Consider the following 21440-nt stretch of genomic DNA (forward strand, 5'->3'; position numbering starts at 1 on the left):
GTGGGGCGGAAGTGTGAACTCGCTCCGTGCCTGTGTGGTGACAGTGGCTCACTGTTGACGAGCCGGCTCACTGGTGGCGGGCGGCGCGCCATTTCGCCGTCACCAGCCACACCGCCGCCCGCAGCGCTACGCCGCGATTCGTCTCATAGGGGCGCAAGGTGTCCTCCAGAGTCGCGCGCGTGTCGGCGTCGACCGTCCGGCCGGGTGTGCGGGAGAGGATGAAGTCGACGGCGTCCGCGGCATCGCGCCCCCACACCGTCTCCGCCCCGACCGGGGTCACGGTCACGTCGTTCCATCCGCGCAGCACCTCGCGGATGCGCGCCGGGTCGGACAGGGAGGCCATCGCGACGTGGGCCGCGACCGTATCGGCGTCCGGTTCGTCCAGGAGCTTTCCGAAAAGGCTCAGGGCGCGTGACTCCTCGATCTCCGGACCGGCGGGCTGCGGACAGACGAACGCGAGTCGCCCTCCCGGCCGTAGTGCCCGCGCCAGATTCCGGAACGCGACTGCGTGGTCCGCGAAGAACATCACTCCGCCCCGGCTGATGACCACGTCGTATCCGGCGGGCGGGAAGGGGTGGACCTGCGCGTCGGCGAGCTCGTACGCGACGTTGCCGATTCCCTCCGTGGCGGTCGTCGCCCGGGCCCGGTCGAGCAGGGGTGCCGAGATGTCGACACCGACGGCGTGCCCGTGCGCGGCCAGCCGGCCCGCGATCCGGGTCGTCGCGCCGGCCCCGCAACCGACGTCCAGGACGCGGTCGCCGGCGGCGATGGCCGCCGCGTCGAAGAGTGCGCCGTTCAGGCCGGATACGAGCGTGTCGTAGCGCTCGTGGTGGGTGGCCCAGTGGTTGCCGAGACGGCCGTTCCAGACGTGTGCCTGAGCGGGGTTGGCGATCTGTGTCACGAGGTCTCCTGCGTCGCGAGGGTGGGCAGCGCGCTCTCGATCCGGTCGACGGCGGCGAACGCGCCGTACGCGACGAGACGCACCAGACAGGCGTCGGTGTGGTGGGGTTCGCGCCAGGCCGTCACGTCCTCGTCCGTGATCCGATACGGGGCGAGCGCGGCCAGCAGCGCGAGACGCGCTCCGGGCCGCGAGCGGTCGGGAAGCCCGTCCCACCCGAGCGGCGGGTGTGCGCCGTTCCAGCCCCGGAGGGTTTTCCGTACGAGGATCCGGTCGGCCTCGTCGAGAAGGCCCGCTCCCGCGGTGGCGGCGGCCCGCAGTGCGGCGTAGGCCGGGCCGACGGTGGTCCCTCGCGCCCAGTCCGGGCCGGGGCCGGGCCGGTCGAGGAGCGCCAGGCCCGCCCCCGGGGCGGGGCGACGGCGCACCGTCCTGGCGACGGATCGCCCGGCCAGACTCCGCACCGCCCTGAACCGCTCGGCGTTGCCCGGCAACAGACGCTCGGTCAGCAGCGCCGACACCACGCGGTTGATGAAGTGGAAGGAGAGGGCGGTGCCGAGGTAGGCGGGAGCGTGCGAGACGGGGAAGGGGTACGGCGTCAACTCCGGCGCCCCCGGGGTCCGGGTCGCCTCGCCCCACGCCAGCACGCGCGCGTGCTCCTCGTCGGCGGGGGACTCACCCCGCGCCACCGTCTCCGCGAGCCGGTGGTCCCCGGTCGCGTGCAGCAGCATCGTGTGCGCGCCCACGCAGAACGGACACCGATTGGCGACGGACACTCCGAGCGCCGCGAGCTCCTTCCCGGTGCGGCTTCCCTCGCCCGCGATCAGCGACTCGCGCATCAACGCCCACGCGGGGGCCATGATTTCGGGAGCGGAGGAGAGCACGACGAAAGTGACCGCGCGCTCGGTACCGAAGTCGTCGGCGAGTTGGGCGTAGACGGCCGCGGCGGGGCCGGCGGCGGACTTGGGCGGGGGTGGGGCGGTGTAACGGAAGGGGCTGGGCACGGGGCGCCTCCTGGTAGGGCAGTGCGTGGGGCCACTGTCTCGGCCGCCGTTGCAACAGTGGTCCAGGCAAGCCCCCGCGGGCGTCGTACGCCCGAATGCACCGTGAGCTACCCCCACCTGGCCCGCGCGCGGCGCGAACTACTCCAGCGGGAGTACGTCGGGCCCCCTCCACAGGTCTGACGCGGCTGCCCGAACAGCCGTCTATCGTGCCGAACATGACGTGGGACCAGGCCACCCGCAGGCGCCTGGCCGACGCGACGCTCGCGGTCGTGGTCGGCGCCCTCGTCATGGCCGCGGCCGCGTTCGACGACGGCACGACCCCCGCCGACTACGCCCTGATCGCCGCGGGTTCCCTGGCCCTCGCGGCCTACCGCCGGGCCCCGCGCGGAGTACTGGCGGTCAGTACGGCCACCACGACGGCGTACGTCCTCCACGCCCACCCCGGACCCCTGTCCGCTCTCCCCGTCCTGGGCGCAGTCCACACGGCCGCGCGAGCGGCCCACCGAGGGGTGGCGGCGCTCGCGAGTGCCGTGTTCCTGGCGGGATTCGTGGCGACGTGCCCCACGACGCGGGAGATCGTCGAGCAGACGCTCCTGCTCATGGGCTGGTTCCTGTGCGCCCTGGTGACGGGCCTCGCCGACCGCAACTGGCAGGCGTACCTGCGCCAGACGGAACAGCGTGCGATGGAGGCGGAACGCACGCGCGAGGAAGCGGCCCTGCGCCGGGCGGGGGAGGAACGGCTGCGGATCGCCCGTGACCTGCACGACTCGCTCACGCACAGCATCTCGATCGTCAAGCTCCAGGCGGGCGTCGCCGTCCACCTCGCCCGCAAGCGCGGCGAGGAGGTGCCGCCCGCGCTGCTCGCCATCCAGGAGGCGGGCGGCGAGGCGATGCGTGAACTGCGGGCCACGCTGGAGGTGTTGCGCACCGACGAGCCGACCGGCACGCCCGCGCTGCTCGTGGAACGGGCCCGCGCGGCCGGCCTCGCCGTCGAACTGACGGTGACCGGCGACGAACGCCCGCTCACGGCGACCGTGGACCGTGCCGCGTACCGCATCGTCCAGGAGGCCCTGACGAACGCGGCGCGCCACGCGGGCCCCGCCAAGGTGAACGTCCAACTCGCATACGACATGGATGAGCTGAAGATATCCGTGGACGACGACGGCGGCGCCGACTCGTCCTGCCCGCCCACGCCCGGCATCGGCCTCACCGGCATGCGCGAACGCGTCACGGCCCTCGGCGGCACCCTGCGGGCCGCCCCGCGCGCGGAGGGCGGTTTCTCGGTGCGCGCCGAACTGCCGCTGGGCATACCGGAGGACGTGTTGTGATCAGGGTCGCGCTCGTCGACGACCAGGCCCTGATGCGGGCCGGTTTCCGCGCCCTGCTGGACGCCGAGGACGGCATCGAGGTGGTGGGGGAGGCCGCCGACGGGGAGCGGGGCCTGGCGCTCGTACGCGCCCAAGTACCGGACGTCGCCCTGATCGACGTACAGATGCCGGTGATGTCGGGCATCGAGGCGACCCGGCGTATCGCCGCCGACCCGGAGTTGGCGGCCGTACGTGTCGTCATGCTCACCAACTACGGCCTGGACGAGTACGTCTTCGAGGCGCTGCGGGCCGGGGCCAGCGGCTTCCTGCTCAAGGACACCGAGCCCGCCGACCTGCTCCAGGCGATCGCGGTCGTCGCACATGGAGAGGCGCTGCTGTCCCCGTCCGTGACCCGCACCCTGATCGGCGAGTTCGTGGCCCGGCCCCCGGACCGGGCCACCGCGCCGGGCCTGGAGTGCCTCACACGCCGCGAACGCGAGGTCACCGCCCTCGCCGCGCGCGGTCTGACCAACGAGGAGATCGCCGCGCACATGGTCATCAGCCCCTTCACGGCCAAGACCCACATCAGCCGGGCGATGACCAAACTGGGCGCCCGCGACCGGGCACAGCTGGTGGTGTTCGCGTACGAGTCGGGGCTGGTGGCCGTCCGGAACGGAGATCACCGGTTGGGGTGAGATGTCGAAGCGTCGGAGTGCTCCGCGCCCCCGTCGCTGTCGGTGCTGCCGGCGTAAGGGTTTCGGGCCCCCTGGGGCTGGGGCCTGTGCGCTGTCCGACGGGTGAGGAACGGCCGAAGGTGCGCACTGTGTGGTCGTGGACAGGAATGCTTTCCCTCCGAGCTCTCAGGACGTGAGCCCGGGCCTGAGCAGGGCGGAGTTCCTGACCCTGGCGGACGCGCCCGGCGCGTCGCGCACCTTCCTCGGTGGCGTGATCGCCTACGCCACCGAGATCAAGCCGTCGCTGCTGGGTGTCGATCCCGGACTGAACGCTGTTCGTGGCGGTGAGCGGACCGGGGGCACCGCCATCGGCGAGCCCCCTGTCCACGGCGGCGACAGCCGCGTAGCCATCCGCCGGACGGCGGTGGTCGCGGCCCTCGAACTTCTCCGCGACCATCTACGTCCCCCGGAAGGGAAAAGCTGACGACGGTGCCCGAAGGCGTCCGGGCGCTCGCTGTCAGTGCTTGGTCCGCTTACGGATCTGGGCCGCGGCCTTTTCGGTCATCTCATGGGCCTTCCCGCGCAGCTGTTCGCTGCGGCCCGACCGCTGCATGGACTTGTCACCCAGTGCTTTGCCCAGGGTCTCCTTCATCTTGCCCCTGAACTGTTGCGTCTTGGGATTTCCCTTGATCATCACGATCGCTTTCCTTTCGAAGGCGCTGTCGAGTGCGGCGCGGCGGTGTCTGCGTGCCTTTCTTCGTCGACGCACCTTCTTCACCGTGTGGCCATGAGGGGGGTGCCGCAAACCGGCGTGGGCCGTCTTGTGCGGTTGCGAGGTCGGCACACCTGGCACGACGGGACCCTGTAGGCCGAAGGCAGCGGAAACCGAGGATCTGTGCGGACGCCCTCATCAAGAAACCGACGAGGGTTCATGAACGTTCGAGACCAGAACCGCCATAGAGTGGAAGGCCGGGGGGGAACGGGGGGAATCGCCACCCCAGGAGGACGCGATGTTGCGGCGCACCAGACTGGCCGGTGAATCGGCGGACCATCTCGACGCCCGCGAAAAACTCCGCTTGGCCGAGATCGAGCTCATGCGTCACCGTGAACAGGTCGCTGCGCAGCGCCGGACCCTTCCGCACGGGCCACCCTGATCCTCATTCCGGGCTCGCCCCGGGCTTTCACGAGGCGGGCTGTCCGACAGGTGGTCAGCTCAGCAGAAAGTGCCTCTGACCAGCTCTGACCAGCGAGAATGAGGATCGTCCAGGTTCTTGTTCCCGCCCCGTCGGAGGCACTTTAATCGCGTGACGCGCGGCGCCCGATCGTCGATAATCCACGCGTGGCCACCATGAACGTCGACAGGACTGAACGCGGCCCGTCCCGCCGATCGTCCCTGACCGCGTCGGCCGGACCTACCTTCGGCGCGATCCCGCCACCGGCACTGGTACTGCTCGGCGTCGTCAGCGTTCAGGTGGGCTCGGCATTGGCCAAGCACCTGTTCAGCGCAGTGGGCAGCTTCGGGACAGTCGCGTTGCGACTGTTCTTCGCGGCGGCGGTGCTGATGCTGTTGTGGCGGCCGTCACTGCGCATGAATCGTCGCACGTGGACAGTAGTGCTCAGCTACGGCGTGATTCTCGGCTCGATGAACCTGTGCTTCTACCTGGCGCTGGCCCGGATCCCGCTGGGGATCGCGGTAACCATCGAGTTCCTCGGGCCGCTGGCGGTGGCCCTGGCCGGGTCGAGGCGATGGCTGGACGCCTTCTGGGCCGTGCTCGCGGCAGGCGGTGTGGTCCTGCTGGTGGAGGGACGCGGCGACCTCAACCTTGTCGGTTTCCTGTTCGCCCTCGCCGCAGGAACGTGCTGGGGCCTGTACATCCTGGTCGGCGCGGCGCTGGGCCGCCACACCACGGAAGGCAATGGTCTGGCTCTGGGAATGGCCGTCGCGGCACTGGTGGCTGTGCCATTCGGCGTGGCCGACAGAGGAACGGCGCTGATTCAGCCGTGGGTCCTGGTTGCGGGGCTCGGCGTGGCACTGTTGTCGTCGGTGATCCCGTACTCGCTGGATCTGGAAGCACTGCGCAAGATCCCACCGCGCGTGTTCGGCATCCTGATGAGCCTCGAACCAGCGATGGCGGCCCTCATCGGCCTCATCGTGCTCCAGGAGTCGCTGCACTGGTCGCAGTGGATCGCGGTGCTGTGCGTGGTGGCCGCATCGGCGGGCGCCACACGCGGCGCCCGCCCAGACGTCGCCGGCCGCACCATTGATGCTGACCCGGAAACCGGGTGACCCCAACGCCCCTCGCCGCGGGTCGGCAGGGCACTGGAGTGGGACGGCAACCGATCGATAACCTGCTGGCTGCTCAGGCGGACCGGAGTCGGGCCCCAACTCCCCGGATTCTCCCAAGGGAGCATCCTGAGGACTGACGGGGCCTGCTGATGCGCGGAAACAGCCAGGTGAGAGGCCATATGTTCACGACCCGCCCCACCCTCCAGGGCACCTTCGGCATGGTGTCCTCGACACACTGGCTCGCCTCGCAGTCGGCGATGGCCGTCCTGGAGGACGGCGGCAACGCGTACGACGCCGCCGTCGCCGCGGGCTTCGTCCTGCACGTCGTCGAACCGCACCTCAACGGACCCGCCGGTGAGGTCCCGATCATTCTCGCCCCGGCGGGCGGCGAGGTGCGCGTGCTGTGCGGGCAGGGCGTCGCGCCCGCCGGGGCGACGATCGCCCACTACAGGGGACTCGGTTTGGATCTCGTACCCGGTACCGGGCCGCTCGCCGCGGCCGTGCCCGGCGCCTTCGACGCGTGGATGCTGCTCCTGCGCGACCACGGCACGAAGTCCCTGGCCGACGTCCTGAAGTACGCCATCGGGTACGCCGAGGACGGGCACCCGCCCGTGGAGCGCGTCGGCGAGACCGTGGAGTCGGTGCGTGAGCTCTTCGAGACGGAGTGGACTTCGTCGGCCGAGGTGTATCTGCCCGGCGGGAAGGCCCCGCGCCCTGGCGAACTGCTGCGCAACCCCGCCCTCGCCGCGACCTGGCGCCGGCTGCTCGCCGAGGTCTCCGGGGAGACCGGCCGCGTGGCGCGGATCGAGGCCGCGCGGCGGGTCTGGCGCTCCGGGTTCATAGCCGAGGCCCTGGTGCGACAGGCCCGGCGGCCCACCATGGACACGAGCGGCAAGCGCCACGCCGGCACCCTGACGGCCACCGACCTGGCCTCCTGGTCCGCGCACTACGAGGCCCCGGCGACGTACGGCTGGCGCGGCTGGACCCTGTGCAAGGCGGGTCCCTGGAGCCAGGGCCCGGTCCTCCTGCAGCAGCTCGCCCTGCTTCCGCCTCAGCTGCCGCGGTACGGCTCCGCCGAGTACGTCCACCTGCTCGTCGAGGGCTGCAAGCTCGCCATGGCGGACCGGGAGGCCTGGTACGGGGACGCGGCCGAGGTTCCGCTCGACGAGCTGTTGTCGGACGGGTACAACGCGTCGCGGCGTGCTCTCATCGGCTACGACGCTTCCTACGAGCTGCGTCCAGGGAGCCCCGGAGGGCGCGCCCCGACGATGAGCGAGCACGCGCGCGGCGTGGCCGCCGGGGAACCGGGCTTCGACGCCCTGGCGGTACCGGGCGCGGGCGAACCCACCGTCGCCGGGGCGGCGGGAGACCCCGAGGCGCCCCGAGCGGCAGGGGAGCCCGAAGTGGCAGGGGACGGCGGCACCCGGGGCGACACCTGCCACCTGGACGTCGTCGACCGTTGGGGCAACATGGTCGCGGCCACCCCCAGCGGCGGCTGGCTGCAGTCCAACCCGGTCGTCCCCGAGCTGGGCTTCCCGCTCGGCACCCGGTTGCAGATGGCCTGGCTGGAGGAGGGGCTGCCCAACTCCCTCACGCCCGGCCGCCGTCCGCGCACGACCCTGACGCCCTCGCTGGCGCTGCGCGACGGCGTGCCGGTCATGGCGTTCGGCACCCCGGGCGGTGACCAGCAGGATCAGTGGCAGACCCACTTCTTCCTCGCCGTGGCGCTGCGCGCCGAGGTACGCGGCGGGCTCGACCTCCAGGGCGCGATCGACGCCCCGAACTGGCACAACGACAGCTTCCCCGGTTCGTTCCACCCGCGCGGCATGCGCCCCGGCAGCCTCACCGTCGAGTCCCGTACGGACGAGGCGGTCGTCGCGGAACTGCGCCGCCGCGGCCACGACGTCCGGATCGGCGAGGCCTGGTCGGAGGGCCGGCTGTGCGCGGTCGCCCGGGACCCGGCGACCGGTGTGCTGTCGGCGGCGGCGAACGCGCGGGGGATGCAGGGGTACGCGGTGGGACGGTGATTCGCCCGGGACGCGGGGGGTACGCGGCGGGGTGCCGACCTTCGCACCCCGGGAATTCACGGCGATTCCACCCGGAGTGCACCGGGCCGGTGGGGATTGTCAGTGGGGCGTGCTGTCATGGAGCCATGATCGTAGACATCGAAACCATCGACGAGTTTCTCGCCCACCGCACCTCCGACGTCGAAGAAGCGGTCCGGCAGGCGGCCGCCGCCGAGATCATGCCGCGCTTCAGGCAGCTCGCCGCGCATGAGATCGACGAGAAGAGCGGGCCGCACGACCTGGTCACGGACGCCGACCGCAAGGCCGAGGAGTACCTCACGGAGGCGCTCGCCAAGTTGCTGCCCGGCTCGGTCGTGGTCGGCGAGGAGGCGGTGCACGCCAACCCGGCGACGTACGAGGCGATCAAGGGCGAGGCCCCGGTCTGGATCGTCGACCCGGTCGACGGCACCCGTCAGTTCGTCCACGGCGACACCGGTTTCTGCACGCTTGTCGCGCTCACGCTGGGCGGCGTCCTCCACGCCTCCTGGACCTACGCACCGGCCCGTGACCAGCTGGCCGTCGCCGTCCGTGGCCGAGGTGCCCGCCTGGACGGTGAGCCGCTGCGCTCGGGTTCGCCCGCGCCCGGCCGCGACCTCGAGATAGCCACCTCCCACCCCGACTACACCACGGACGAGCAGAAGCGCGCCCTCCTCGGCCTGCGTACCAAGGGCGTCCGGCCGCGCGCCTGCGGTTCGGCCGGCCTGGAGTATCTGGCCGTCGCCCGCGGCGAGTTGGACAGCACTGTGTTCTCCTGGGAAGCGGCTTGGGACCACGCGGCGGGCCTGCTCCTGGTCGAGGAGGCGGGCGGCACCCACCTGACCCTCACGGGCGAGCCGTTCCGCATCACCGGAGGCAACGCACTGCCGTTCACGGCGGCCCGGGACGAGGCCACGGCCCGCCGGGTGCTGGGACTGCTGACCGCAGGGGTCTGACGGTTCCGGGCCGCACGAGCCTGACGTACGGTGCCTGCGGCCGTACGCCCGCCGGTGTCCTCGGCGGCCGTGCGGGCCTGATGGTGCCTGCGGCGGCCGTGCGAGCCCGCCGGTGCCTGCGGCGGCCGTACGACTTGCCGGTACCGACGGCCGTCGAGCTTGCCGCTGCCGACGGCGGCAGGAGCCTGCCGATGCCGATGCCGATGCCGATGCCGACAGTGGGCAGAGCCACCGGGCTCCGGCAGCGGCGGGACCCTGCCGGTTCCGACGGGCTCAGGAGCCCGTTGCTGCCGACCACCGGTGCCTCTTCAGGAGAGACCCCGCCCGCCGCGCGGCTCGCCGTTCCCAACCCCCCGCGCCGCCAAGGCTGTCAGTCCTCCGGCATATCCTGAAGTCCAGTGGCCGTCGGCTGACAAAGGAGTCCGAAGGTGCCGTCGATGCTCGATGCGGTCGTGGTGGGTGCGGGGCCGAACGGACTGACGGCCGCGGTGGAGCTGGCCCGCCGCGGCTTCTCCGTAGCGGTGTTCGAGGCGCGGGACACCGTGGGCGGCGGCGCCCGCACCGAGGAGCTGACCCTGCCCGGCTTCCGGCACGACCCCTGTTCCGCGGCCCACCCGCTCGGCATCAATTCGCCCGCCTTCCGAGCGATGCCCCTGGAGCGGTACGGCCTGGAGTGGCTGCACGCCGAGCTGCCCATGGCGCACCCGTTCCCCGACGGCACGGCGGCGGTGCTGGCGCGCTCCGTGGCCGAGACCGCGGCCTCGTTCGGCCCGCGCGACGCCGGGGCGTACCGCCGGTTGGTCGCCCCCTTCCTCCCCAAGTGGGACACGCTGGCCCGCGACTTCATGTCCCTGCCCCTGACCGCGCTGCCCCGCGACCCGGTCACCCTGGCCCGCTTCGGCCTGGCCGGGCTGCCGCCCTCCACCTGGCTGATGCGGCGCTTCCGCGACGAGCGGGCCCAGGCACTGTTCGCCGGGCTCGTCGCACACGTCATCGCCCCGCTCGACGGCATCGCCACCAGCGCGGTCGGCCTGGTCTTCGCGCTGGCCGCGCACGCCCGCGGCTGGCCTGTCGCCCGCGGCGGCTCCCAGTCCATCTCCGACGCGCTCACCGCGTACCTCAGGGACCTCGGCGGCACCGTCCACACCGACTACGAGGTCAAGCGCCTCGATGACCTGCCGCCCGCCCGCGCCTACGTCTTCGACACCTCGCCCACCGCACTGTCCCGGATCGCGGGCTTCGGGCGGTACTACGAGGACTACCGGTACGGGGCGGCCGCCTTCAAGATCGACTACGCCCTGGACGGACCCGTCCCCTGGACGGCCAAGGAAGCACGCACCGCCACAACCGTGCAGGTGGGTGCGAGCCGCGCCGAGATCGGCACCGCCCTGCGTGCGGCCTCGCGCGAGGGCCGGGCGCCCGATGTCCCCTTCCTGATCACGGTGCAGCCCAGTGTCGTCGACCCTTCCCGGGCACCCGAGGGCAAGCAGGTCTTCTGGGCGTACGGACACGTTCCGAACGGCTGGACGGGGGATCTGACGGACGCTATCGAGCGGCAGCTGGAGCGGTTCGCGCCCGGCTTCCGCGACCGAGTGCTGGCCCGCGCGAGCGCCGGCCCGCGCGAACTCGCCGCGCGCAACGCCAACTACGTGGGCGGCGACATCGCCTGCGGCGCCGCCTCCGGCCTGCGGCTCCTGCTGCGTCCCAAGCTCTCCCTGTTCCCGTACAGCACCCCGCACCCGGCCGTCTTCATCTGCTCCTCGGCCACCCCGCCGGGCCCCGGTGTGCACGGGATGTCGGGGCACAACGCGGCGAAGGCGGTGTGGCGGCGGCTGCGGCAGTCCTGAACCCGGGCACGCAGGGCCGTCACCCCCGTATCTCCCGCCCCAGGGAGAAAGCGCTGTCATGCCTCTCGACAACGTCCTGCGCCCGCCCGATCATGCAATGGGGCCGTGGCATGACCGCGACAGGAGACACTCCACATGATCAAGCGCAGAACGGTGCTGACCGCCGCCGGCGGTGCGCTGCTCGGTAGCGCGCTGGCGACGGGCACCGCTCGGGCCGACGCGACCATCGGGGTCAACCCCGGTACGACGTACGGTAGTTGGGAGGGCTGGGGTACCTCCCTCGCCTGGTGGGCCAATGTATTCGGCGCGCGGGACGACTTCGCCGACATCTTCTTCACCACCAAGTCCGTCGCGTACGGCGGCAAGACGCTGCCGGGCCTCGGCCTGAACATCGCCCGTTACAACCTGGGCGCGTCGAGCTGGAACACCGTGAGCGGCGCGAGCATGGTCGCCTCCGCCAACATTCCCGCGTTCAAGCAGATCGAGGGGTACTGGCAGGACTGGAACAACGAGGACCCCACCTCCTCCGCCTGGGACTGGACGTCCGACGCCAACCAGCGGGCGGCCCTGGTCAAGGCGACCCAACGCGGCGCCGTCAGCGAGCTGTTCGCCAACTCGCCGATGTGGTGGATGTGCCTCAACCACAACCCGTCCGGCGCGGCCGACGGCGGCAACAACCTCCAGTCCTGGAACTACCGTCAGCACGCCTCCCATCTGGCCGCGGTCGCGCTGTACGCGAAGAACAACTGGGGCGTGATGTTCAGCTCCGTCGACGCCTTCAACGAGCCCTCCTCCAGCTGGTGGACGGCGACGGGCACCCAGGAGGGCTGCCACATGGACGCCACTGTCCAGGCGGCCGTCCTCCCGTATGTGCGCAGCGAGCTCGACAAGCGCGGGCTGACCGGCACCCTGATCTCCGCGTCCGACGAGACGAACTACGACCTGGCCCGCACCACCTGGAACTCCTTCAGCTCGACCACGAAGGCGCAGGTCAACCGTGTCAACGTGCACGGCTACCAGGGCTCGGGAGGCCGCCGCGACCTCCTCTACACCGACGTCGTCACCACGGCGGGCAAGCGGCTGTGGAACTCCGAGACCGGCGACTCCGACGCCACTGGTCTCACCCTGGCGAGCAACCTCTGCCTGGACTTCCGCTGGCTGCACCCGACCGCCTGGGTCTACTGGCAGGTGATGGACCCCAGCACCGGCTGGGCGATGATCGCCTATGACGCGAGCACCCTCCAGCCGACCACGGTCCAGACCAAGTACTACGTGATGGCCCAGTTCAGCCGGCACATCCGCTCCGGCATGACCATCATCGACACCGGTGTCGGGTACGCGGCAGCGGCGTACGACGCGAGCGCGAAGCGCCTGGTCATCGTGGCCGTCAACTCCGGCGCCGCGCAGAACCTCACCTTCGACCTGTCCAAGTTCAGCCAGGTCACCGGGGGCACTGGCGGGCTCGTACGACGCTGGAACACCCTCACCTCCGGCGGCGGCGACCTCTATACCGCCCACTCGGACACCTATCTGAGCGGCAAGACGCTGAAGGTGCCCTTCTCCGCCGCGTCCGTACAGACCTTCGAGATCGACGGAGTGGTGATTTAACGGGCGGTGCCGACACGGCGGCCGGGGCACAATGCGGTGAAGATCGAAGACCGCGTACGAGGAGACCGAGGCCGCCATGACCGCCATCACCCTGGTCGAGGGAGACATCACCCGGCAGAGCGTCGACGCGATCGTCAATGCGGCGAACTCGTCGCTGCTCGGCGGGGGAGGCGTGGACGGGGCCATCCACCGGCGCGGTGGCCCCGCCATCCTCGCCGACTGCCGCAAGCTCCGCGCCTCGCACTACGGCAAGGGCCTGCCCACCGGCCAGGCGGTCGCCACCACGGCGGGCGAGCTGGACGCGCGCTGGGTGATCCACACCGTGGGCCCACGATTCACCCACGAGGAGGACCGGTCGGAGTTGCTGGCCTCCTGTTACCGGGAGTCGCTGCGGGTTGCCGATGAGCTCGGCGCCCGCACGGTCGCGTTCCCTGCCGTCTCCGCCGGCATCTACGGGTGGCCGATGGACGACGCCGCCCGCATCGCGGTGGAGACGGTGCGGGCCACGGACACGGCGGTCGAGGAGGTCCGGTTCGTCCTCTTCGACGAGCGGGCGTACGAGGTGTTCGCCGCGCAGCTTCGCTGACGGAACCACGGTTCGGGGACTTCGTGAGAGGCGGTCGGGGAAACGTCTTGACGCTCGCTCGACGCTGATTCTGGCGGAGCGGGGAACAGGAGCTGCTGGAGCGGCTCCGCGCTGTCGATGCGTCGGCGCCCACCGGCTGGCAGGACGTCCTGCGCATCGTCGAGCTCATGCAGGGGCTCAACTCCACCAGTGCCGCGCGCAGGCAGCAGGCCGTCCTGGCCCGGCCGGAGGGTGTGTCGGTTCCCGCCGAGCTGCTGGCCGGGGCGGTCCTGGCCGAGTCCGACCCCAACGTCGCGGGCGCCCTGCGCTGGGCGCTCGCCCGATCGGGCGGCGACGGCGTGGCGGCACTGGCCGCCGGCGTGCAGTCGGAGGACGTCGACATCCGGCGACGCGCGGTGCCGGCGATCGCCGAGATGTCCGAGGCCCCGGGTGCGACCGCGGTGCTTGCGGACGCGCTCGGGGACCCGGACACGACGGTGCGCAGGCAGGCTGCTCTGGCGTTGGGCAGGCGTGGTGTGACCGGGGCCGTGCCGACACTCGTCGGCATGGTGGTCGAGGGTTCCAACGACGTCGAAGCGGCGGAGGTCCTGGGAACGCTGTGCCAGGACCCCGGGTGCGCGGACCGGATCATGACCGCACTGGTCGACGAACTCGCCGCACCCGCCGCGGACTCCGCGACGCGGATACGTCTGACCCAGGCGCTGGTCGAGCTGTCGGGGACCACCGTGCAGGACGTCCTGCGCCAACTGGCCCACGACGACGACCGCGCCGTCGCCCTCGTTGCCTCGGCCTTCGTCACGGTTCTCGACGAGCGGTCTCCCGAATACCGAGGTGAGGTTCCCCCGCCACTGACGGTGGGATCAGGCATCAGGACGCTCCGGTCGTCGTCTGTGCCGGCTGTGTGGTGGAGGCCGGGGCGTTGGCCGGAGGCCGAGGGTGGTCGGTGGAGTGCTGGGCCGCGCCGGACGCCGGGTGGGAGGTGCCCGGCAGCGCATGGGCGTAGCCGGCTCCGAGCAGAAGGGTTGCGGCCGTCGCGGCGGTGGCGGTCCGGCGGGTCGTGGTGCCTACTCGCCGGAGTCCGCGTTCGCGTCGCCGCACCGGGTCTGGGTCCGCCGCGGGTCCGGGTACAGGCATGGGCATGGGCTGACCTCTTTCGGACGAAGGCGGTGCCGCGAGGCGATCGTCCGGCTCGCGGACGCCATGTCATCAGCGTGCGTCGCGTCGCGTCGGAAAGCCGTTCAGGGAAGCTTCAGATGTGGCAAAGCCGGGCGGACACGGCGGCGGCCCTGCGCGTACCGTCCCCCGCGCGCCCCGCGTCCTCGCCCTTCGTCCCGCGTGCCTCTCCCTCCGTCCGTCCCACGTAGCCGGCCCTCCCTCGGTCCGGAGAGTGGTCCCCGTCGTCCTACGCTGGGTGCCGTGGAAGAGGAAAACGGCCATCGGGCGGATCCCGACGCGCACACCGTGCTGGTCGTCGAGGACGACCCGGGGCTCGCCCGGTCGCTGGTGCGTGGCCTGGACCGAGCCGGGTACCGGGCGACCAGCGTTGGCACCGGACGCGGTGCGCTCACCCACGTTCCCGCACCCGACGTGGTCCTGCTCGACCTCGGCCTGCCGGACGTGGACGGCATCGAGGTCTGCCGCGTGCTGCGCCGCCGCCAGTCGGATGTGGCGATCATCGTGGTGACCGCCCGCGGCGAGGAGGGCGACCGGGTCGCCGCCCTCGATGAAGGCGCCGACGACTACCTGGTCAAACCCTTCGGCCTGGCGGAGTTGCTGGCGCGGATCAGGGCCGTACTGCGCCGCATCCGCCCGTCCGGGCCCGAGCTGCTGACCCACGGCCCGCTCGTCGTCGATCCGCGCACCCGCAAGGTGACGGTAGGCGGGGCGGAAATCGCGCTCACCCCCAAGGAATTCGACATCCTCCAATGCCTCGCCGCCGATCCCGGCCGGGTCGTGACGCGGCAGGAGATCCTGGAACGCGCCTGGGACGCCCACTGGTACGGGCCCACGAAGGTGCTGGACGTGCACATGGCCGCGCTGCGCCGCAAGCTGGGCGTGCCCGGACTGGTCGAGACGGTCTACGGGCGCGGTTTCCGCCTCGGTGAAGTCGGCTGAAGCGCCGTGACCCGCCGTATCGCACTCAGCGTCCTCGCCCTGATCACCGCGGTTCTGGTGCTGGCGGTGGTGCCGCTCGGGCTGATCATGACCCAGCGTGAGCAAACCTCGTTCCGGGACGAAGCGGCGGCCAGGACGAGGTCGATCGCCTCCGCCGCCGAGGAGTACCTGTCCGACCGCAAGCCGGACGCAGCGGCGCGGAGCCTTGTCGAGGAGGCCCACGCGAGAGGCGACTGTGCGACCGTCTACGACAGCGCGGGACATGTGCTGATGTCGACCGCGTGTTCCGACGTGGCCGGGGACGATTCCGCGGGGCTGGTCTCCTCTGTGATCGCCCGTCCCGACACCCTGGTGCGCCAGGACGATCAGTGGCTGACCACCGCCGTACCGATCGGCGACGCCTCGGACCCCGTCGGCGTCGCCGTCCTGAGCCGGTCCGTCGATCCGCTGCACGACCGGATCCTGGCGATGTGGGGCTGGCTCGCGCTGATCGGCGTCAGCGGCCTCGGCGCCGCCGTGCTGATGTCGGTCCTCCTGGCCCGCTGGGTCGGCCGTCCGCTCCGCGTGCTGGACCAGGCGGCACAGCGGCTGGGCGAGGGGGCACTGGACGCGCGGGCGCCGGTCGAGGCAGGGCCGCAGGAGGTGCGCCGGCTCGCGGCGACGTTCAACACGATGGCCGGGCGCACCGAGGCCCTGGTGCACGGTCACCGTGCTGTGGTCGCCGATGTGTCCCACCAGCTGCGCACCCCGCTCGCGGCGCTCCGGCTTCGACTCGACCTGCTCGCCGCCGACGCCGAAGGGGACACTGCGGCCGAGCTGGCCGATGCGCAGGGCGAGATCGCCCGCCTGTCCCGGCTGGTGGACGGACTGCTGGCGGTGGCCCGCGCCGAGCATGCGATGCCGCGCCCGGTGCCGGTCGGGGTGGACCGCCTCGTGGCCGAACGGGTCGCCGCCTGGGAGCCCGTCGCCCACGCGGGCCGGGTCCGGCTCACCGCCGACTGCCGCCCCGGGCTCACGGCCTTCCTCGGTGAGGGCGATCTGGAGCAGGTGCTCGACAACCTGATCGCCAACGCCCTCGACGCCGTCCAGGAGGGCGGCCAGGTGCGGATCATCGGCAAGCGGCAGGATGGAGCGGTTCAGCTGCGGGTCGTCGACAACGGCCCCGGGATGGTCCAGGCCGCGCGGGAGAGCGCGTTCCGCAGGTTCGGCAACCCCGAGGCGAGCGGAACGGGGCTGGGCCTGGCGATCGTCCACCGGCTGGTCACCGCCAACGGCGGAACCGCCGAGCTGCTGGATTCGCCCGGTGGCGGGCTGACGGTGGCCCTGTCGCTACCCGCCTCCCGCCGCGGACGCGACCGCACCGGCGAGCCCGGCTCGGGCGATACGCGGACGAGTGGCGCCTGAGTTTCTCCCGGGGACGTGCCGGGCGCCCCGCAGGCAGCCGCCGCCCCGTCCGACAGATCGCATCTCACCCTCCTGAACAGTGTCTTCGCTGATCTTTGCGGGTTCTGAAGGATTCCTGAACCGGATCCCGACAGATGTCTGCGCAGGCTGGTGGACGGATGCCCGCAGGTGTGGCCGTGGGGTGGCGAACGCTTCACGACGGCACACCGACGGCCGAGGAGGAACCATGTCCCACCCCGACCAGCCCACGTCGGCCGGCGCGGCCCGGCGCCGTGACCGCGGCCTTCGCCGGGTCGGAAGCACCACCCGCTGGGTGGCCGCCGCGGCAGCGGCCGGCTCCGTGGCGCTCGCCACCGGATACGCCCACGCCCTGCCCGGGAAGTCTTCACCCGCCCCTGGGAACACCTGGCAACCGTCCACCCTCGCGCCCGCGGCCACGTCGAGCACGCCCGCGGTCCCGCGGACCGCGTCGCACTCGGCGGCCCCGCCCAGGACCGCCGCCCCGCCCTCCCGCACGGCACCGCACACGACCGTCCCGAAGCACCGGACGACTCCCGCCGCGCCCCCCGCCACACATCCGGCAGCCCCAGCACCCACCGCGACGAAGCCGCCGACCCCGACTCCGCAGCCGTCGCACACCACGTCCGGTGCGTCATGACCGCTGCCGCCACAGGTCCGGCGTCGGTCTCCTTCCCCGCCCTGGGTACCACGGCCTCGCTGCTCGTCGCCGACCCCGGCGCGATGGACGCGGCACGGCGGGTCCTCGACGCCGAACTCGCCGCCATCGACGCGGCGTGCAGCCGGTTCCGGCCCGACTCGGAACTGTCGCGTGCCAACGCTGCGGCGGGTGCCCCCTGCCATGTGAGTACGTTGTTCGCCGAGGCACTGGACGTGGCGCTGCACGCGGCAGAGGTGACCGCGGGCGTCGTGGACCCCACCGTCGCAACCGCCGTGACCGCGCTCGGCTACGACGTCACATTCGCCGCACTGCGACCGCAGGACCTGGGCCCCGCACGCCTCGCCGGACCGTCCGCGGGATGGCGGGCGGTGGCATGGGACCGGCCCACCCGGCGACTGCGGCTGCCCCCGGGCATCGCACTCGACCTCGGCGCGACCGCCAAGGCCCTTGCCGCCGACCGGGCCGCCCACCGCGCCGCTCAGGCGGCGGGCTGCGGCGTCCTGGTCAACCTCGGCGGAGACCTCTCCGTCGCAGGCCAGGCACCGCCGGGAGGCTGGCGGATCGCCATCGCCGACGACCACGCGGCACCCGACACCGCGGCCCGGCCCACGGTCGGCATCACCGAGGGTGGACTCGCCACCTCCGGCACCACGGTGCGGACCTGGCGCCGCGGGGGACGGCGACTGCACCACATCGTCGATCCCGCCACCGGCGACATTCCCACCCCGGTCTGGCAGACCGTCAGTGTCGCCGCCGTCAGCTGCGTGGCAGCCAACACCGCCAGCACCGAGGCCGTCGTCCTCGGCGAACGCGCCCTCGGCCGCCTGCGCCGGGCGGGACTGCCCGCGCGGCTGGTACGCGTGGACGGAACCGTCGAGCGGGTCTGCGGCTGGCCCGAGGACAGCGTGGGAGGCACCCGGTGACCGGACTCGTACCCCTCGCCGCCGGCCCCAGCCCGCTGTGGTTCGCGACCCGGGCCGGCGGCACCGTCGCCCTGGTGCTGCTCACCGCGACCGTCGCGCTCGGCGTCGCCGTGGGCGGCCGGTACACACCGCGGCGGCTCGCCCGCTTCGAGGTGAGCGCGCTGCACCGCAACCTGTCGGTGCTGACCCTGGTCTTCCTGGCCCTGCACATCGTCACCGCGATCCTCGACACCTTCGTCCACCTGGGCTGGCTGGTGGCGGTGGTGCCGTTCGCCGCCTCGTACCGGCCGCTCTGGCTGGGGCTCGGCACGGTCGCGTTCGACCTGCTGCTCGCGGTCGCGGCCACCAGCGCGGTACGGCTGCGCATGGGGCAGCGGCGGTGGAAGACCGTGCACTGGCTGGCCTATGCGGCCTGGCCGGTGGCGCTCTTCCACGCGGCAGGGACCGGCACCGACACCCGGCTCACGCTGCAACTCGCCCTGTATGCCGCATGCGTCGCCCTGGTCGTCGCCGCCGTCTGGTGGCGGCTGTACCGGGCGGGCCCGGGCCGGGTCAGGGTACGGCTGTGGGCGGGAGCCACCGCCGCGGCGGTGCCCGTGGTGCTGGCCGCATTCATGAATTCCGGGCCAATGCAACCCGGTTGGGCACACCGCGCGGGAGGGACCACAGCCACGAGCACGAGCACGAGCACCGTCCACTCGACGCCCGCACCGACCGATGACGAGGGAGGGTCCGAATGACCGACGCGATGACCGACGGACGGACAACCCGGCCGGCCGGTGACGGGCGTGACGGCATGCTGGGCCCGTACGGCTCCCGGCTGCTGCACGGCTGGTACGCCACCGGCGGCCCCGCCGACCTGAACGAGCACCTCCGCCGGTACGGCCCGCCGCCCTTTCCGCGTACCGCTGACACGGCCGGCCGGCTGGTGCGCGCTGTGGAGGACGCGGGACTGACCGGCAGGGGCGGCGCCGCCTTCCCTACCGGCCGCAAGCTGCGCACCGTCGCCGCCGGCCGGGGCACTGCCGTGGTGGTCGCCAACGGCATGGAGAGCGAACCGGCCAGCCGCAAGGACGAAACCCTGCTGGATCTCGCCCCGCACCTGGTGCTGGACGGCGCCGTAATGGCCGCCGCCGCGGTGGGCGCCGACGCGGTGCACCTGTGCCTGCCGCGCACCAGGCAGGACCAGGCACGCGCCCTGCGCGACGCCGTCGAGGAACGCCAGAGGCTGGGCCTCGACCCGGTACCGGTCCTGGTGCACGAACTGCCCCACCACTACGTCTCCAGCGAGGAGACATCGCTGGTGCGATGGCTGAACGGGGGTGACGCCCGCCCACTGGCGACCCCGCCGCGCCCCTTCGAGAAAGGGGTCGGCCGACGCCCCACCCTGATCGACAACGTCGAGACTCTCGCTCACCTCGCGCTGATCGCACGGTACGGTCCGGGCTGGTTCCGCGGCGCCGGGCGCCCCGACGCCGCGGGCACCACGCTGGTGACTCTCTCCGGTGCGCTGCGCACGCCGGGCGTCTACGAAGTGCCGATGGGCCGACCGCTCGGCGAGGCACTGTACGCCGCCGGGGGACCTGCGGAACCGCTCGGATCCGTTCTGTTGGGCGGCTTCTTCGGCAGTTGGCTGCCGGTGGAGCAGGCGCTGCGCGTCCCGTTCGCCAAACAGGACCTGGCATCCCTCGGCGCGGGACCCGGTGCCGGAGTGATCGTGGCGCTTCCCGCACGCGCCTGCGGTCTGGCCGAGGCGGCCAGGGTGCTCGGCTACCTCGCGGAGCAGAGCGCACGGCAGTGCGGACCGTGTCGGCTCGGGCTGCCGGCCGTCGCCGCGGACTTCGGGGACCTCGCCTGGGGCCGTCCCACCCCGGAGTTGATGCAGCGTCTGGAGGGCCGTGCGGGACTGCTCGCCGGGCGCGGCGCATGCCGGCACCCCGACGGTGCGTCACGCTTCGCGGCGACCGCCCTTCGCGTCTTCGCCGACGACGTAGGGCACCACCTGAGCCTCGGCCCGTGTGCCGCGGCCGGGCACGAGCCCGTACTGCCGGTTCCGGACACGTCGGCACCCGACGAGCGGGAATGGAGGTGATCGGCATGGCCGGTACACGCGCCATCGGAATCGATCGCATCGCGTGCGACGGCTACGGCCTGTGCGCGGAACTGCTCCCGGAATTGGTGGAGTTGGACGAGTGGGGCTACCCGATAGTGGGATCGGCCCCTCTTACGGGTGTAGCCCTCGGGCACGCGCGGCGCGCGGTGGCCGCGTGCCCGGCACTGGCACTGCGCCTGGACCGGGCACCCTAGCGTGCCCCGGACCGGCAGCCGGCCCAGCGGACGTGAACGAGTTCTTAACCCCACGTCAGACATACTTCTCCCGCTCCGGCGCACGCGCGGGAGGGGGGCAGGACAGCACTGTCATCCGGGCTGGGCGGGGCCTGATCATCAGGAGGACGGACGAGTGACCGTGATCGTCGGCAGGACACCGGTGGACGCATCGTTCGAGCAGCCGGGCGCGTCGTCCGGCGGCCCGGAGGGCAATGAGCGGCTGACCGCTGCGACCGGTGCGGTCCTGATGGTCCTCTTCGCCATCGAGGGCGTCACCATCCTCTTCCTCGGGCAACTCCTCACCCTGCACTTCTTCATCGGGCTGCTGCTGACCGGCCCGGTCTGCCTGAAGATCGGATCGACTGGCTACCGGTTCTACCGTTACTACACGGGATCGCCCGCGTACCGCCGCAAGGGGCCGCCCGCACCGCTGCTGCGCCTGCTCGGCCCGCTGGTCGTCGCCACGAGCGTCGCTGTCCTCGGTACGGGAGTGGCCCTGGCCCTGCTCGGACGCGACACCGGTCCCGTTCCTGTGCTCCTGCTGCACAAAGCCGGCTTCATCTGCTGGGTCGCCGTGACGGCCGTGCATGTCCTCGCCTACGTGTGGCGTTTGCCGCGCCTCATCGGTGCCGACCTGCGCCGCCGTCCGGCGCGCCACGGGATCGTCGCCCCGTGGCGCGCCGGACGCTGGTCACTTCTGGCGGTGGCGCTCGGCGCGGGACTGGTTGTCGCGCTCGCCGGTGTTCACCTGGTCTCCGGCTGGAGCAGATAGCGCCGCCGCGCCG

The 21440-nt window shown here is 72.2% G+C and carries 21 protein-coding genes; 18 read left to right on the forward strand and 3 right to left on the reverse strand.

Annotated features, from left to right (window positions below; all coding sequences use genetic code 11):
• Positions 1–67: 67 nt before the first annotated feature.
• Positions 68–901 (reverse strand): class I SAM-dependent methyltransferase, encoded by an 834-nt coding sequence (locus OG747_RS37880; RefSeq protein WP_405883864.1) that lies wholly within the window; start codon positions 899–901, stop codon positions 68–70.
• Positions 898–1899 carry a carboxymuconolactone decarboxylase family protein gene (locus tag OG747_RS37885; protein ID WP_405883865.1) on the reverse strand — a complete coding sequence of 334 codons (1002 nt, stop codon included), beginning with the start codon at positions 1897–1899 and terminating at the stop codon, positions 898–900. Before OG747_RS37885 ends, OG747_RS37880 begins: the two co-directional genes overlap by 4 nt.
• A gap of 215 nt (positions 1900–2114) precedes the next feature.
• Between OG747_RS37885 and OG747_RS37890 the strand changes: the two genes are divergently transcribed.
• From OG747_RS37890 to OG747_RS37900, 3 genes are all read left to right on the forward strand, one after another.
• On the forward strand, positions 2115–3227 hold the full coding sequence (locus tag OG747_RS37890; RefSeq protein WP_405883866.1) for a sensor histidine kinase: 1113 nt from the start codon (positions 2115–2117) through the stop codon (positions 3225–3227).
• Positions 3224–3901 (forward strand): response regulator, encoded by a 678-nt coding sequence (locus tag OG747_RS37895; RefSeq protein ID WP_405883867.1) that lies wholly within the window; start codon positions 3224–3226, stop codon positions 3899–3901. The genes OG747_RS37890 and OG747_RS37895 overlap by 4 nt, the downstream gene beginning before the upstream one ends.
• A gap of 172 nt (positions 3902–4073) precedes the next feature.
• Positions 4074–4364 carry a CinA family protein gene (locus tag OG747_RS37900; RefSeq protein ID WP_405883868.1) on the forward strand — a complete coding sequence of 97 codons (291 nt, stop codon included), beginning with the start codon at positions 4074–4076 and terminating at the stop codon, positions 4362–4364.
• A 33-nt stretch (positions 4365–4397) separates the two neighbouring features.
• Here the strand turns inward: OG747_RS37900 and OG747_RS37905 are convergent, their stop codons facing one another.
• Positions 4398–4658, reverse strand: a complete 261-nt coding sequence (locus OG747_RS37905) for a CsbD family protein (protein WP_405883869.1) — start codon at positions 4656–4658, stop codon at positions 4398–4400.
• Between the two features lie 570 nt (positions 4659–5228).
• Between OG747_RS37905 and OG747_RS37910 the strand changes: the two genes are divergently transcribed.
• From OG747_RS37910 to OG747_RS37980, 15 genes are all read left to right on the forward strand, one after another.
• Positions 5229–6167, forward strand: coding sequence for an EamA family transporter (locus OG747_RS37910; RefSeq protein ID WP_405885907.1), 939 nt, complete (start codon positions 5229–5231; stop codon positions 6165–6167).
• Between the two features lie 179 nt (positions 6168–6346).
• A complete protein-coding gene (locus OG747_RS37915; protein ID WP_405883870.1) occupies positions 6347–8194 on the forward strand; it encodes a gamma-glutamyltransferase family protein in 1848 nt (615 codons plus the stop codon).
• Positions 8195–8319: 125 nt separating this feature from the next.
• Complete coding sequence (locus tag OG747_RS37920; protein ID WP_405883871.1) at positions 8320–9165, forward strand: inositol monophosphatase family protein; 846 nt, start codon at positions 8320–8322, stop codon at positions 9163–9165.
• A gap of 437 nt (positions 9166–9602) precedes the next feature.
• The gene (locus tag OG747_RS37925) at positions 9603–11012 is read left to right on the forward strand and encodes a phytoene desaturase family protein (protein WP_405883872.1); all 1410 of its coding nucleotides are present in this window, start codon (positions 9603–9605) and stop codon (positions 11010–11012) included.
• Between the two features lie 135 nt (positions 11013–11147).
• Entirely contained in the window at positions 11148–12620 is a 1473-nt protein-coding gene (locus OG747_RS37930; RefSeq protein WP_405883873.1) for a beta-1,6-galactanase, read from the forward strand.
• A 76-nt stretch (positions 12621–12696) separates the two neighbouring features.
• Positions 12697–13206, forward strand: a complete 510-nt coding sequence (locus OG747_RS37935; protein ID WP_405883874.1) for an O-acetyl-ADP-ribose deacetylase — start codon at positions 12697–12699, stop codon at positions 13204–13206.
• Positions 13207–13373: 167 nt separating this feature from the next.
• Positions 13374–14570, forward strand: a complete 1197-nt coding sequence (locus OG747_RS37940) for a HEAT repeat domain-containing protein (protein ID WP_405883875.1) — start codon at positions 13374–13376, stop codon at positions 14568–14570.
• 52 nt (positions 14571–14622) lie between these two features.
• Positions 14623–15321 carry a response regulator transcription factor gene (locus OG747_RS37945; protein ID WP_405883876.1) on the forward strand — a complete coding sequence of 233 codons (699 nt, stop codon included), beginning with the start codon at positions 14623–14625 and terminating at the stop codon, positions 15319–15321.
• A 6-nt stretch (positions 15322–15327) separates the two neighbouring features.
• Positions 15328–16725, forward strand: coding sequence for a sensor histidine kinase (locus OG747_RS37950; RefSeq protein ID WP_405883877.1), 1398 nt, complete (start codon positions 15328–15330; stop codon positions 16723–16725).
• Positions 16726–16951: 226 nt separating this feature from the next.
• The gene (locus OG747_RS37955; RefSeq protein WP_405883878.1) at positions 16952–17383 is read left to right on the forward strand and encodes a hypothetical protein; all 432 of its coding nucleotides are present in this window, start codon (positions 16952–16954) and stop codon (positions 17381–17383) included.
• A complete protein-coding gene (locus tag OG747_RS37960; RefSeq protein WP_405883879.1) occupies positions 17380–18327 on the forward strand; it encodes an FAD:protein FMN transferase in 948 nt (315 codons plus the stop codon). The genes OG747_RS37955 and OG747_RS37960 overlap by 4 nt, the downstream gene beginning before the upstream one ends.
• Positions 18324–19067 (forward strand): ferric reductase-like transmembrane domain-containing protein, encoded by a 744-nt coding sequence (locus tag OG747_RS37965; protein ID WP_405883880.1) that lies wholly within the window; start codon positions 18324–18326, stop codon positions 19065–19067. Before OG747_RS37960 ends, OG747_RS37965 begins: the two co-directional genes overlap by 4 nt.
• Entirely contained in the window at positions 19064–20419 is a 1356-nt protein-coding gene (locus OG747_RS37970) for an NADH-ubiquinone oxidoreductase-F iron-sulfur binding region domain-containing protein (protein WP_405883881.1), read from the forward strand. The genes OG747_RS37965 and OG747_RS37970 overlap by 4 nt, the downstream gene beginning before the upstream one ends.
• Before the next feature lie 5 nt (positions 20420–20424).
• A complete protein-coding gene (locus OG747_RS37975) occupies positions 20425–20634 on the forward strand; it encodes a ferredoxin (protein WP_405883882.1) in 210 nt (69 codons plus the stop codon).
• A gap of 154 nt (positions 20635–20788) precedes the next feature.
• Positions 20789–21427, forward strand: coding sequence for a hypothetical protein (locus OG747_RS37980; RefSeq protein WP_405883883.1), 639 nt, complete (start codon positions 20789–20791; stop codon positions 21425–21427).
• Positions 21428–21440 lie beyond the last annotated feature (13 nt).

Source organism: Streptomyces sp. NBC_01384 (assembly GCF_045040035.1).
GTDB lineage: Bacteria > Actinomycetota > Actinomycetes > Streptomycetales > Streptomycetaceae > Streptomyces.

Bases quoted from the DNA above. Each gene is read 5' to 3' on its own strand.
- OG747_RS37915 (WP_405883870.1), top strand. From the start codon at position 6,347: ATGTTCACGACCCGCCCCACCCTCCAGGGCACCTTCGGCATGGTGTCC.
- OG747_RS37925 (WP_405883872.1), top strand. From the start codon at position 9,603: ATGCTCGATGCGGTCGTGGTGGGTGCGGGGCCGAACGGACTGACGGCC.
- OG747_RS37920 (WP_405883871.1), top strand. From the start codon at position 8,320: ATGATCGTAGACATCGAAACCATCGACGAGTTTCTCGCCCACCGCACC.
- OG747_RS37955 (WP_405883878.1), top strand. From the start codon at position 16,952: ATGTCCCACCCCGACCAGCCCACGTCGGCCGGCGCGGCCCGGCGCCGT.
- OG747_RS37930 (WP_405883873.1), top strand. From the start codon at position 11,148: ATGATCAAGCGCAGAACGGTGCTGACCGCCGCCGGCGGTGCGCTGCTC.
- OG747_RS37940 (WP_405883875.1), top strand. From the start codon at position 13,374: ATGCAGGGGCTCAACTCCACCAGTGCCGCGCGCAGGCAGCAGGCCGTC.
- OG747_RS37970 (WP_405883881.1), top strand. From the start codon at position 19,064: ATGACCGACGCGATGACCGACGGACGGACAACCCGGCCGGCCGGTGAC.
- OG747_RS37910 (WP_405885907.1), top strand. From the start codon at position 5,229: ATGAACGTCGACAGGACTGAACGCGGCCCGTCCCGCCGATCGTCCCTG.
- OG747_RS37960 (WP_405883879.1), top strand. From the start codon at position 17,380: ATGACCGCTGCCGCCACAGGTCCGGCGTCGGTCTCCTTCCCCGCCCTG.
- OG747_RS37975 (WP_405883882.1), top strand. From the start codon at position 20,425: ATGGCCGGTACACGCGCCATCGGAATCGATCGCATCGCGTGCGACGGC.
- OG747_RS37935 (WP_405883874.1), top strand. From the start codon at position 12,697: ATGACCGCCATCACCCTGGTCGAGGGAGACATCACCCGGCAGAGCGTC.
- OG747_RS37890 (WP_405883866.1), top strand. From the start codon at position 2,115: ATGACGTGGGACCAGGCCACCCGCAGGCGCCTGGCCGACGCGACGCTC.